The organism is Paenibacillus konkukensis (assembly GCF_023523925.1).
In the GTDB taxonomy this organism is placed as follows: domain Bacteria; phylum Bacillota; class Bacilli; order Paenibacillales; family NBRC-103111; genus Paenibacillus_S; species Paenibacillus_S doosanensis.
The window spans coordinates 4410010-4422435 of record NZ_CP027059.1 but is presented as its reverse complement, the minus strand read 5'-3'; the positions used below and the strand labels follow the sequence as shown (position 1 = coordinate 4422435).

Annotated in this window: 14 protein-coding genes; 6 read left to right on the top strand and 8 right to left on the bottom strand. The window is 40.6% G+C overall.

Annotation, left to right across the window (positions count from 1 at the left end; translation table 11 throughout):
• The first annotated feature begins 168 nt into the window (after positions 1-168).
• A complete protein-coding gene (locus SK3146_RS19130; RefSeq protein ID WP_249860322.1) occupies positions 169-540 on the top strand; it encodes a VOC family protein in 372 nt (123 codons plus the stop codon).
• A 116-nt stretch (positions 541-656) separates the two neighbouring features.
• On the opposite strand, the gene SK3146_RS19125 is transcribed toward SK3146_RS19130, so the two are convergent.
• From SK3146_RS19125 to SK3146_RS19100, 6 genes are all read right to left on the bottom strand, one after another.
• On the bottom strand, positions 657-980 hold the full coding sequence (locus SK3146_RS19125; RefSeq protein WP_249860321.1) for a hypothetical protein: 324 nt from the start codon (positions 978-980) through the stop codon (positions 657-659).
• A 125-nt stretch (positions 981-1105) separates the two neighbouring features.
• Positions 1106-1525 carry a hypothetical protein gene (locus SK3146_RS19120; protein WP_249860320.1) on the bottom strand — a complete coding sequence of 140 codons (420 nt, stop codon included), beginning with the start codon at positions 1523-1525 and terminating at the stop codon, positions 1106-1108.
• Positions 1526-1560: 35 nt separating this feature from the next.
• A complete protein-coding gene (locus tag SK3146_RS19115; protein ID WP_249860319.1) occupies positions 1561-2637 on the bottom strand; it encodes a hypothetical protein in 1077 nt (358 codons plus the stop codon).
• A 61-nt stretch (positions 2638-2698) separates the two neighbouring features.
• Positions 2699-4627: a DUF3732 domain-containing protein gene (locus tag SK3146_RS19110; protein WP_249860318.1), complete on the bottom strand. Its 1929-nt coding sequence runs from the start codon at positions 4625-4627 to the stop codon at positions 2699-2701.
• 1 nt (position 4628) lies between these two features.
• Complete coding sequence (locus SK3146_RS19105; protein WP_249860317.1) at positions 4629-5120, bottom strand: three component ABC system middle component; 492 nt, start codon at positions 5118-5120, stop codon at positions 4629-4631.
• A complete protein-coding gene (locus tag SK3146_RS19100) occupies positions 5117-6319 on the bottom strand; it encodes an ABC-three component system protein (protein WP_249860316.1) in 1203 nt (400 codons plus the stop codon). Before SK3146_RS19100 ends, SK3146_RS19105 begins: the two co-directional genes overlap by 4 nt.
• A 228-nt stretch (positions 6320-6547) precedes the next feature.
• Between SK3146_RS19100 and SK3146_RS19095 the strand changes: the two genes are divergently transcribed.
• The gene (locus SK3146_RS19095) at positions 6548-6949 is read left to right on the top strand and encodes a 23S rRNA (pseudouridine(1915)-N(3))-methyltransferase RlmH (RefSeq protein ID WP_249860315.1); all 402 of its coding nucleotides are present in this window, start codon (positions 6548-6550) and stop codon (positions 6947-6949) included.
• A gap of 399 nt (positions 6950-7348) precedes the next feature.
• Here SK3146_RS19095 and SK3146_RS19090 read toward each other — a convergent pair whose 3' ends face one another.
• Positions 7349-8017: a DUF2628 domain-containing protein gene (locus SK3146_RS19090; protein ID WP_249860314.1), complete on the bottom strand. Its 669-nt coding sequence runs from the start codon at positions 8015-8017 to the stop codon at positions 7349-7351.
• Between the two features lie 12 nt (positions 8018-8029).
• Positions 8030-9757 carry an S-layer homology domain-containing protein gene (locus SK3146_RS19085; protein ID WP_249860313.1) on the bottom strand — a complete coding sequence of 576 codons (1728 nt, stop codon included), beginning with the start codon at positions 9755-9757 and terminating at the stop codon, positions 8030-8032.
• Positions 9758-10039: 282 nt separating this feature from the next.
• Between SK3146_RS19085 and SK3146_RS19080 the strand changes: the two genes are divergently transcribed.
• The 4 genes from SK3146_RS19080 (at position 10040) to radC (ending at position 12330) form a co-directional block, all read left to right on the top strand.
• Positions 10040-10411: a helix-turn-helix domain-containing protein gene (locus tag SK3146_RS19080; RefSeq protein WP_249860312.1), complete on the top strand. Its 372-nt coding sequence runs from the start codon at positions 10040-10042 to the stop codon at positions 10409-10411.
• Between the two features lie 477 nt (positions 10412-10888).
• Entirely contained in the window at positions 10889-11113 is a 225-nt protein-coding gene (locus SK3146_RS19075) for a hypothetical protein (protein WP_249860311.1), read from the top strand.
• A gap of 314 nt (positions 11114-11427) precedes the next feature.
• Entirely contained in the window at positions 11428-11607 is a 180-nt protein-coding gene (locus tag SK3146_RS19070; RefSeq protein ID WP_249860310.1) for a hypothetical protein, read from the top strand.
• A 114-nt stretch (positions 11608-11721) separates the two neighbouring features.
• Complete coding sequence (gene radC / locus SK3146_RS19065) at positions 11722-12330, top strand: RadC family protein (RefSeq protein ID WP_249860309.1); 609 nt, start codon at positions 11722-11724, stop codon at positions 12328-12330.
• Positions 12331-12426 lie beyond the last annotated feature (96 nt).

Sequence of the window (12426 nt, the reverse complement as noted above, 5' to 3'; positions counted from 1 at the left end):
TTGCAACGCGGTCTGAATAATCCTTGTCTGGTCCAGCGGAGTATTGGTTGTACGAGTTTTCCTAGCCAACGGACTCACCCTTTCACTTGACAAGTATAGCATAGAAGTATATTCTAATACCATTAGATTAATCTAATGGTATTAGAATAACAGAGGGGTAATAAAAGAATGAAGCTAAACCACCTAAACTTGTGCGTAAACAGTGTGTCGGAGGCAGTTACCTTTTTCGCTGATATATTCGGTTTTGAGCTTGCGGATCGGAAAGGTGACGCGATTGCAGTTATGAAGGATAAAGCGGGGTTTACGCTCGTCTTAAGCCAGTTGGCGGCCTTAGGAGGCGAGAACCCGACTTATCCCGAAGGGTTTCATGTCGGATTCTACGTGGATACGAGGGAAGATGTGGATCATTTTTTTCTTAAGCTTATGTCTGCAGGGCTTGCAAGCAAGGAAAGTAGTCCGAAGTCGATGCGCGGAGGTTACACGCTCTACTTCAAGGCGCTTGACGGCATTCTGTTCGAGGTTACCTCGTTCGCCGTCTAAGCACTTTTAACGAATTCGGACATTTTTCGCCGTCACTTATGATACGGTTCACCGTATCTATTGATAGGGTAAACTAAAAAAGAAAGGAGAGGGGGATCTCCCCTCTCTCTGCTAAATTATAGAGTTACGCCGAACAAACTTGCGATTGATGCAATTGAACCAATGTTTCCAAGTGCACCTGTTAGAAATCCTAGAAGCTTTTTGCCTTCTTCCTTATCCTTATTGTCATAAGCTTCTTTGAGTTTTTCTGCAAAGAACTCAAGTTGGGCTCTTTGAGAATCAGTTGTTTTCTCATGGATATCTTTTATTAGTTGAGCGAATACTTCTGCTGCTCCATTTGCATTAACTGTTATTTCCTGGTCTACATTATCGCCAGTGTTAACGTTTGTATTTCCTGACACACTCCCGTTAAAAGTTACACTTCTATCATGATTATTCATATCTCCATCTCCCGTATGTATATGCAAATGTTCTACACGATCGATTCTTAAAGTTGTTCTTGGAGGTAAGTTACTTAGTGATGGATTTTGCTGTTCTCCGATCCTTACAGCATCCAATACTCCCCTTATACTTTGGCGAAGTGTCTGTTTATCTTCAAGCGATTTGATGTTTTTTTTTTATCTTCTCGTACTATTTCTCTATACTCAGTTGAAATTTCAAACGCAGGAAACAAATCATTACTGGACACAGTGAATTCATGCCCACATATATCGCAAGCAACTTCTTTATTTAAAAGCATTTCTTTTGACTGAGCATCGTCTAATTTTCTTGCACAAATAATCTTTTCCGATGTACATTTAACTTCCCATACAATGCTTAATTCCCCTGACTCCACTAAGTCAAGAAAATAGTCGTACGTATCCTCTAACGAAGTCACTTGGGTATAGTTCATAGCTGCAGTAGGGTAGAACCTTTTAACAGTGCTAAAAGCTAAAAGGTCTAAAAAGTTATTCAGTTCCCTTTTTTCTTTCAAAGTTACTGTCATGTTCTCCCTCCTCAGTTATAAATTAAGTTAAGTAATTATATTATAACCTGATTACGAACAAATTCAATTACCTCTTCCGTTGCGGGTGTAGTAAAGTATATGCTATCTGATGTTAATCCTACTCTCACCGTAAATGATTTTTCTACACCGTTTACAGGGCGGTTAAACTTAATGAATCCACCCTGGTGTTGCAAATAGGGACGTAAAGTATCATACAATGGACGCCCCCTTAAATCACCTTCATTTACCCTTAACCCCACTCTTTCCATTCCGTTCAGAATAAGAGCTACAAAAGGTGTGGTTAATAAATGTTCTCCGAAGAACTGAGAAGATTGTCTTAAGTTTTGAACCAGTCCAGCCTCATCTTCTTCATCGAAGAAGGTGTTCAAAGCATTGAGAATATCAATAATAGCCTTAGTATGTTGTTCATTGAAGTCCTCAAAAATAAATTCAGGTGTTGATGTAGCATCAACTAGTTCACCTTGAAGAACATTCGCTATAAGTTCAACATTATTTCCATAAGGAGCAAGTATTTTCTTTTGCTCTAAGGTTATTTGTTGACCGATCATCCTTGCAATGTGTGATGCAATATTGTTAGCATTCCTTGAATCTGTTCTCACTTCAATAAGGTCAGTCTCTTGGTTAATAAATACTGTTGCCACTTCACATTTAGGAACAATTTGAACGTTCGTACCATTTACTTCTCTCCGGTTACCACTATTGTACATATATCGCAAGTAAATATCAGTGTCATTATGACCAACAGAAGCAGCAATCAGAACAGGTTCCGAAGTTACATCACGCGGCAGTACTTCGTTTATGTGCTCAAATGGATTTCTTGGCAACCCTTCTAACATTGCTTTGAAACCACGTAAAGCCCCTTCGTTCTCGATCTTAAACCACGTTACGGACGTCTTCCCCGCTAATAACCTATTATTACAACGTTCTAATAATTCACGGTTTCCAGCATTAATAGTGTCCCAAATTCTGGTTGATAGGTCGAATACTGTACCATTAGTCTCCAGCATTAAATCTGTGCATATTTCTTTCAGCGTTAATTTGGGTAATCTGAGGACATCCGGAAAAAATACGATATCAGTAATTTGGTGCACGCCAATCCCTCCATGTCTTCATCATATTGAATATGCGTTCAGACTACAGTAAACAATGCATTTATCTCCACTCATCAGGAATCAACGCGTCTCCTCTCCATCGCTCAACAATAGATGATTGGAACCGAGTATCAGCTAAATCTGCATGATCAGTTATGATTACTTGAAAATTAGGTGAAAGACTCTCAACAACATTGAATATTAAATCGAACATTCTCTTCACAGCTAACTTATCATCGTCGACTAAATGGTTCAATGATCCAAGTAACTTACTATCCTCATCTCTAGGATAATAAACTTGTGTAGGCTGATCCAAAAATAAAAATCTAGGAACAGGTCTTCCATGTTGAATAAAAAACTTATGAAGTGCTAAGTGTACTAATAAATGATAGGCCACCCAATTCTGTCCACTTCCCATTCTTTCTAGCGTTATTGGCCGCTCTTCTCTATCTATTACCACCGTCACATTGGTCAAATCGAATCTTACAGGATCACCGCTATGTTCCAGGTTTAAATTATTAGACCATTCTGTCATTTGTATTCCAATTCGATTTAAAATTGAGTACAGTCTCTCTTGTTTATTTTCTTCATCTAATTGACCCTCCAGTAGGCTTACTTTTTGCTTAGCTTGATTTACTGCTTCTTTATACTTAGTTATGTCATTATCTAAATTAACGCTCTCTAACCACAAACTAATACGCCCTGCTACTCTACCACGTCTAACGTTTAGGTCCCTTAGCTGTCTGGCAGCAGATTGCTCTCGAAAAATGCCATCAATTTCTTGACTCAGTTCTTGCAGCCTTTTTAGCAATACTTCTTGTTCTTTCTCCAAATTATCTATATATTCCCTTAGCCTTGGTCGCTCTTTAACTGCTGTTTCCAAGTTTGCTTTCACGTTTTGTAATGATTGTTTAATTGCAGCGGCGGACGGAACTGACCTTGTCATTCCACTAGAGCATAGTGGGCAAGTATTAGAGTCGTGGTGATCAGTATTAAACAGATTTATTGATTCCAGTCTAAACTCCTGTTGTTGCATCTCTGCTGCGTATCCATTTGCTTCATTGACAAACGTTTTTGCAGCTCTAATTGCCTCTGTTTTCTCATTGTACTCAATTCTAGTTTGATGAAGTTCCATTTGAAGTTGAGTTAACTTTTCTGCTCCGGGGAATTCCACTTCTCCTGGTTTCCAAACGGACAAGGGCTGTAAGAGCTTTACCAGTTCAAACAAGGTAATATTTTGGTACCGTGCCGCGGCATCAATTAAGCCAACCTCGCGTGCTTCTGAGAGCAAACTAACAGCCTTACTAACGCCATCTCCTCTAATCAACTCAGCTTCTTTTAGCACTTGCTCCGCTTTCTTCAATTCTCGCTTAGAACGAGCAAACTCTTGCTCTAATGCCAGCCTGTCCTCTTGAATTGCTCCTAAGAAGTAAGGCAACGTATCTTTAATTGTCTGTTTCATAAAGTCTTCAGATTGCCTATGGAACAGATACCGTTTGCTTGCAATTTCATCTTGTTGTTGGAAGCAGTAAAAAAGAGCATGTTTGATATTTGCTTCTAAAGCGTCTCTCGTTTGGCCAATAGGAGGTGTATGAATGTTTGGTGAAATTCCTACTTTCTGCGTCAAAAAATCTGAGATTGCATCATTAGTTGTGTTTGCTGCTGGAATACTATCTGGACTGGGAACAACGCTTCCTATTTCCAAATAAGATGCATTTGTGCTAAGAGCCGATTTCGCAGGATTAGCCCGCCCTATAAATACCTCGTCAGATTCAAACTTCAATCTAATCCCATACCATGAAACTGCATCCCGGATAATTCCTTCGGGAACAAGACACTTCCCTCTACCCAAGCAGTATTCAACAATCTCAATTAATGCCGACTTTCCAGTACCCGAGCTACCTGTAATTATATTAATTTTCCCAGGTTCAAAGTTTACAACTCGCTTTTGACCTTTGTGGCTATACAATACTATCTCAAGTATTTGCAATTTAAGGTTTCACTCCCCACATGGTATATATCGTTGGAACAGTTCCAGCACTAGAAAACCACTTGCCTATCATTTCAGCTTTATTCATTATGTCAGCTATCTCTCCGTCCGTATGACCTTCCAATTTAACTTTTCTATATTTACGAACTTGAATACTCCCATTACCATCAATTATCAAGGAATCCAATTGCATTAGAAAGGCAATTGATTCTTTAGTAATTGGCACCAGTTCCTTTGCTCTAATCGCAAAACCTATACGTACATGCTGATTTTCCTGTAGCCAGGCATGCATCTGCTTACGACTAGAGGAAGGAAACTCCCCCCTTGTTGCTTTATGTAGTACAATTGGTAATATTAAATACAAAAGAGGATATTGAAATGGTACGCTTGTGTTCTGATAGTATTTTGTAATACAGCGACGAATAACTTCACCACAAAAAGCTGGATTCAATAGATTTGCAATCTCTTCAGGTCGTTCATACCATGTTTTCATCTCACTCCCTCCAACGTTCTGTCCATTAAGTGTTGGAGTCTATTAATAAAATCAGCATGCCAACCTACCTTTAGTCGATTAGAAAGTAAATGATAGCTTCCTCGCATTACATAGGGCTCTGTACAACGTGGACGAATGTGGATATTAGCTTCTTGATCCATCCAATTGAACAATGCCCTTCCAGCTCTTTTGATTTGTATCTCTGAGTCGTCTTCAAAGTCCTCTTGCATAGCTTCAAATCTCCGTTCCCACTCATCAACCAAACGAGTCTCATACGATTCAAGTTCATTTACAAATAATAATTCATCTCTTATCCACCTAGAACGTTGTTCAAAAGCCCTATAATAGTCGCTGATTGCCTTTTGAATACGCGGTTGACCGACCGTAACTAACTTTAACTGCTCGATAAAAACTCTCTGATTCTCTGCAATTGACTCTTCCGCTGGAGCAACGTAATCTAAAAAATCTATTGGTAAATTATCTTGATGGAACTGTTCTTGTAGATCGTTTATAAAGTCCACAATCTCTATTTGTGAAATTGTATTTACTGAATCCGTAGATAGGTGTTGTATCACCTTATTGAACCAGATACCTTCCAACCTTTGAAAGATTGCCTCCTTAAAATGTGGCCTTGTGGCATACCTTAACTCTCTAAGGATATATTCTTTTGTATCTACTATATTAGGTGATGCATCTAAAACATATACACAGCTTATTAGTTGCTCACGTTGTACCTCAGATAACCCTAAATAGGCTTCATAGGCCGGCTTGTTCGACTGGCTCTTTGAATTTTCAGCTACCTCATTAAGCAGTATCACTGCTGAGCAGACATCCCTATATTCTTGATAAGGATACAATTTACTTGCAATTGATCCTTCGGGGGCTACTCCTGTGGTGATCAAAGTAAATTTCACTGACTCAGTGCTAACATCGCCATTTTGAACTGCTGTACTCCAAACACGTATAGTTTTCCATAAATCAGAGCAAGAATCCGTCAGGGAAGAGATTGAGTTCATATGATGTTTTGTTTGAATTAATTCAGTGGGAGTTCCCTCTTTCTCAAAAGAAATATCATCCAGCTTTTCGATAGAAATATGTAAATCAGGATTTGACTTCAATAACATATATAATGCATATCTGGCTTGGTAGAAGTATCCCAAAGCTTGTGCGTTAGCTGAAAAGTCAGTAATAATAATCAACCCCTGTCCAATCGCCCAAATTTTACCTATTTTCTATCTTAATGCTTGTTCCTCCTTTTATCAATCATTTCCCATACAAAAGAACTACCTATCTTGTCGAAACACCTGGTCTGAGGAACCAGTTATACAGTATTCGTCAAAGTGTAATGCGAGTTTCAGAAAAGACAAACAAAATGCTATACTATGTTCGTTCGTCGGGAGTAAATCAGTTTGAGATCGAGGTGCCAAATGAAATTAACAATATATATAATCAACGAAAAGATGGAGAAATTCTACCTTGAGGCTTTTAAGGAGTACGAGAAACGGTTAGGTCGGTACTGCACGATTGAGCTGATTCAACTTAAAAAGGAAGAGCAGCTTGAGAAGAAGCTTAACGACAGCAGTTACAAGATACTTTTAGCCAGCACTAAACAAACGTTATCGTCAGAGGAACTTGCATCAAAAATTAATGACTTAGGAGTATCGGGAAAATCAGACGTTTCCATTATAATCGGTTCAAACTCCGCTCAATACGATGAGAAGCTGATGCTTAGTCAAATGGAGATGGATGCGGGACTCAAAACGACCATTCTGGTTGAGCAGCTTTACCGGGCATTCCGCATCATCCATAATCATCCCTATCATAAATGAATTAGCTAATGCATGAGAATCTCCCAGATGTTCACTTTATGCTTAGTTATTTCATATATCTACGAGGACATTTAGATAATATGAACAATGATATCCCGCCTTCCGGCGAATTAGGTGTTTAGCAATAAAGTGGTGCAGCAGCCCATCAATTGAACCCTGACCAGGGGATGTGACTATCGAATGTCTGCTAAAGGGCAGAGATCCCTGGTTTTCGATACTTTTTCACTCTACACCGCGAATATTCCCGGAAATATAAGGGATTACAAGACCGGAACGTGTTACTGATCCTTGCTCGACTTGACTGACCTTCTAATAAGAAAGCCATTCCTTATTTTGTAACCCTGTCTTGCAAAAATATAGAAAGAAGAGCGTCGGCTTATCCAACACTCTTCTCAGCCTTTAATACATAGATTCCAGACGGTTCATCTCAATCATTGCAAGCAACACTACAATGAGAATGAAAATGATTCCTGTCAGAAACAAATCAACCACACCAACGCCGCCTTGACGACGTATCCGCTTTTCACGTTCAGCTTCGTTTAATATTTTGGATTTTATATGCTCTATCTTTCTTGTAGCGTGGTTGTAGTACATACGGTTTCCATAGAAGCCCATGAAGAATGGGAAAATAAAAAGAGATACCAAGGATACAACAAAAGGTAAAATCAACCTCAAGAGGGCACTTGTCTCACCTACACTAGAAGTAATTATTGTTAAATATAAGAGGATTGCGAGGATATGGGCAAGGAATACAATCATCAGATTAAGGTACATCTTGCGGTAGGCTAACCAGAAATATACACAGAAAAAAGCGGCCCAGTTCCACCCTTTATCCTTGTACTTCCATTTCTTTAGATAAAAATCCGCGTTGCTCCCGACAAATGTACAAAGCTCCTGTTCTTCACTCGACATTGGAGTCTGTATGGACGCCTGATTCGTATTGAAGTTTGTATTGGGTGAACTTGCACTTGGCGGAATGCTGTTCTGTTCAGCTTGAATCCGGTTCCCGCACGAGCGGCAAAAGATGTCGTCGTCTTGTACTTCCTTCCCGCACTTTGGACAGTACATGCTTTCTGCCTCCTACAAATTAATTCGACGGATCGCATTGTTGTTGCCGTCATACAGAATTACATTCCCCTTACTATCGAAACTTAAATGGCTGATCTTCATAATTGGGTTGCCGTCGTTATATGTCAGGTCCTTTCCGTCGATGAAAATTGAAATTTGGCCGTCTAAGCCAATCTCGTAAATGGTGCCCCCAATTGATGTATAGAATTTGCCATTGTATGTCGTTATCGTATCAAATGCCAGATTTTCAAATTTCTTTATCGTCTCGATTTTACGTGGGAAGACATGAATTTTTGTAAGACTTTTCTCGTAAGCATCAAGAATCCAAATGTCATCGCTGGTTGCTATAGAATCGATGGTACTGTAATGATGAGTATAAAAATTATAGCCGATATAGGGAATTGAATTTTCATTACTCTTTCCCAGAATGGTTGCCTCAGTGCCATCCGTCTTACTCTTAATAATGAGGGCACTACCGCTATGGTTAGAACTACCTGAGATGAGATTGTTGGCATCAGTGAATGTTAGAAATCTAAAATTGTCGAAATTGTAAGGACTAGTAAAACTATTGTCAAATCCAATATAATATGTCGCTGTGGTTACTGTAGGGTTGATCTCATAAATAGCTGAGTAGTTGTATTTTGAATAAACAGTTAGATACATCTTACTACTTGCAGGATTATACTTTAAGTTCTGATATTTAGAGTCATTCAGTTGATATTTTGTCCCTATTTCTGGATCTCGAAGAATTAACGTTTCAACAGTTCCATTTGACTTGTTGAACTTGCGAACTTTTTTACTACTGCTGTCAAGGAAATAGACGTTGTCATCCTTGTCTAACGCCATACTATCCACATATTTGATTTTAGCCACACTTACTGGCCCGTCTACATCACCCGCTCCTGTGCCACCTACCAGCGTATCAACGCTAAATTTGGCCGCCTTTGTAGGTTGTTGCGGTTGAATCGTGCTTGTCGGCGGATTCGTCGGCGGTTGCGTTACTGGTGCCGTAGGCGTTGTAGATGAGCCCCCTTGACCTCCGACTCCCTTGTTGTCATTTCCATAGAGGAAGGCTCTGTATAGCAAAGCAGACGCCTCTGCTCGCGTTATCGTCGCTTGTCCTCTGAATGTTTCATCAGGATAGCCGCTAACCAATCCTTCTTTGACGGCGATTGCAACATAATCCTTCGCACTTTCACTAATACTCTCAAAGTCTTTGAACATAGGCTCTACAGCCGCTCGATTAGCAAGACGGGCATCGTAGCCTTTTAGTTTAACGATGGCTACAGTTATGTCCTCTCTGGTCGCTGGTGTATCCGGGTTGAAGTTGTATTGACCATTAGCCAATCGGTATCCTGTCATATAGTCTTTTACGGACTCAACGAACGGTGATGCCCAGTTGGTAACGGAAACGTCGCTAAAAGAGGCGTAGTTGACTTTAGCTGGTTTAATACCGGATGCTTTGACAATGATCGTAGCAAATTCGGCACGTGTAATTGTATTTTCCGGTCTGAATTTGTTGTCAACATAACCTTCAAGAACTTTCTTCTGCACCATATTGGCTATGTAGTTGTACGCCCAATGCGACTGCTGTAAGTCGGTGAACGATACATAGGGTGTTGATTGTGGTGCGTTTTTAAGTTCTTCTCCATACTCAATTGGTGCGGATATTGCTTGTCCGGCCAATGCAATTGTTAGCACACCGGCCATAAGTACTGATGCAAGTTTCTTCTTGTTCATGTGTTTTCCCCCAAATCGTGTGAATTTGTGAAGTCGAGAATTTGTAGCCGCGGCGAACGTCTTGCTATGTTTGGTTCAGCGATCATCTCCTTACTATAACCGAGGCATTGAATATCCTGATGGATACCTCACCCACCTATTGAGCAGGTAGCACTATATGGTAGATGATTCCATAGTGACTATTCTACTATAACCAACAGCGGAATTCCTACAATATTTACACTATTCAATGATGTATCTATTTTTTGCTCCTCTCTACGCTTGGAAGAGGAGGCTGATTGCATGAATAGTTTATTGCGGCTTGTAGGCGAGCAATTGCGGTTGGTTCGCAGAGCAAGAGGATTGACGCAGGAAGAATTAGCAGAAAAATGCGGATTGAGCTTTTCATATATTTCAGACATAGAGCGTGGAAGCAGAAATGTGACACTCGAATCGTTGGATAAGATAATGACGGCTTTGGATATCATGCCAAGTGAAGTATTCAATTTCAAGGACATTGATAGTGTTAATGCTGCTGACGATAAGCGGATGATGGTAGAGATTTTGCGTTCGTTGTTGGTCGAGCGGCGACCGGATGAAGTTCGGTTCATTTTGAAGATGGCTCAAGAGTTTGTTCAGACTGTGGACAGCCAAAGGAAAATGAGCAGCCAATAGAGCCAAAAAATTGTATATAATTTCCCTCGGTACCACCATGCATAATTGAAGTACCCCGGTCAGCCGTTTCATGCCCTACCGGGCCATATTGGGATGTAATCTGCCGTAACAGACAGGTTGCATCCCTTTTTTATTTTTGTGATTTTGTTTGACAGCGAGGATATAGATGGTGAGAGGCATCCAGAACGAAAGTGAGGTATCTGCAGATGAACGATTGAGACATGTCGCAGATCGTAGCTGTGTTAGATGCGGGAAAGTGCTGGAGTGCAGGTTAAATCGAGGTAAAGACATTGGAGGAGCAGCAATGTGGATTAACATTCATATTGCGAAATTTACTAAGTCAATATGTAGTTGGTTCATCTAGCAATAAGCCAATACATGCCTGCTTGAGTCAAAGCGGGTTATTTGTGTTGGCATTTGACAGGGACAAAATCTCCGGATGTGAGATTAGCCGGAGCGATGAATGGAGGTGAGCACATGGTTACAAAAGGCGAATTACCGGAGGAATTAACAGCAGTTCTGAAACAGCTTGTGAGAAATGGAGGCATCCGTATTGCTGGGACGCTGTTGTATTCGTATTGTCGGCGGTTTTATCAGGTTGACGAGGAGACAGCGTCACGCTGGATGCTGGCCTATTTCCATCGGGAATTTCCCCATGAACTTCAACGGCATCGAACGCAGGCAGCTAAAGCAAGCACTTGAAAACAACTCAGAATTCAAAAGCAACGAAGGCAGGTGAATCGGCGATGAATTATCAATCATTTAAATGCAACAGCCAGAAGCAGTATCTCGGATTCTGTGAGCAAAAAGGATACATTTACAGCGTTCCGATTGACGCTGGAAAGTACGCTGTTGTCGCATTGCTGAACTCGAAGATTACTGTTCTTATCAGTTTTACTGTTCAGTAATCCGAGCGTAGGCGACGTTATTTGACATCGATAAGGCGGTGCTTGCGACGTGTTGCAACATAACGCTTATGGGGACTGCATTCCATTGTACGAAGGGAGGTGATAGGCATGGCTAAGATGCAGGAACTATTGAAGAAAAGAAGCTCTCTGCGATCATTGATGAAGACGATGGATAAAGATGCTCCACTCCATACGGAAGAAGGGAAGACCTACTGTCGGATTCTCGTCCGTACTGCACTAATTCAGCTTGATATCGACAGTCTACAAAAAGAAAAAGCCGCCCGATAACGGAGCGACTAAGAAATAATCCTTGTATTCATCTTATCGAATTTCATCACATCTTGCAATGGGAGGAGTCGCCGCGACTTCTCCTTTTTGCATTTATTAATGGAGGCTGCCCAAATGAATTTATATGAGTTGTCATCAATCAAATCCCTGTTCGCTGAAACATTGGCTGAAAAAACCGGATCCTATATCATTGAAGAAATATTCTCCCGTTTCCCTTCTCTAATTGAGTTGATGGATGTCACCGAGCAAGAATTGTTGAGCATAAAAGGAGTCGGCCCCCGCAAAGCTCATCAAATCATGGCTGCTCTACAACTTGCTAAAAGATTAAATATGCCGTCCGGTTCTCCACTCATCATCCGCAGTCCAAAAGATGCGGCTGATTATTTAACGCCTGAATTGCGGTATCTTCAAAAGGAACATTTTTGCATTCTACATCTGAATACTAAAAACCACTTGATTCAAAAAGATACGATTTCTATTGGGAGTTTGAATAGTGCGATTGTTCATCCAAGAGAGGTCTTTCGTGCCGCAATAAAAAGAAGCAGTGCATCCATCTTGCTGGCACATAATCATCCAAGCGGCGACCCAAGCCCTTCGCCGGAGGATGTGCAATTAACCAAACGACTTGTCGAAGTTGGGGATGTTGTCGGGATTGAGGTCTTAGATCACGTCATAATTGGAGACAATCGGTTCCTAAGTTTGAAAGAGCAAGGAATGATGTAACCGGCCATTACGATAAGTTCCTAATCAGATAGTTACGGCATTGTGATGTGATGGATGGTTTGGCGGCGATTGCCTGAAATACGGCATCGTCTTGCC

Coding starts and splice junctions, on each gene's coding strand:
- SK3146_RS19120 (WP_249860320.1), bottom strand. CDS start 1,525: ATGACAGTAACTTTGAAAGAAAAAAGGGAACTGAATAACTTTTTAGAC.
- SK3146_RS19125 (WP_249860321.1), bottom strand. CDS start 980: ATGAATAATCATGATAGAAGTGTAACTTTTAACGGGAGTGTGTCAGGA.
- SK3146_RS19090 (WP_249860314.1), bottom strand. CDS start 8,017: ATGTACTGTCCAAAGTGCGGGAAGGAAGTACAAGACGACGACATCTTT.
- SK3146_RS19080 (WP_249860312.1), top strand. CDS start 10,040: ATGAATAGTTTATTGCGGCTTGTAGGCGAGCAATTGCGGTTGGTTCGC.
- SK3146_RS19075 (WP_249860311.1), top strand. CDS start 10,889: ATGGTTACAAAAGGCGAATTACCGGAGGAATTAACAGCAGTTCTGAAA.
- SK3146_RS19095 (WP_249860315.1), top strand. CDS start 6,548: ATGAAATTAACAATATATATAATCAACGAAAAGATGGAGAAATTCTAC.
- SK3146_RS19130 (WP_249860322.1), top strand. CDS start 169: ATGAAGCTAAACCACCTAAACTTGTGCGTAAACAGTGTGTCGGAGGCA.
- SK3146_RS19085 (WP_249860313.1), bottom strand. CDS start 9,757: ATGAACAAGAAGAAACTTGCATCAGTACTTATGGCCGGTGTGCTAACA.
- SK3146_RS19070 (WP_249860310.1), top strand. CDS start 11,428: ATGGCTAAGATGCAGGAACTATTGAAGAAAAGAAGCTCTCTGCGATCA.
- radC (WP_249860309.1), top strand. CDS start 11,722: ATGAATTTATATGAGTTGTCATCAATCAAATCCCTGTTCGCTGAAACA.
- SK3146_RS19105 (WP_249860317.1), bottom strand. CDS start 5,120: ATGAAAACATGGTATGAACGACCTGAAGAGATTGCAAATCTATTGAAT.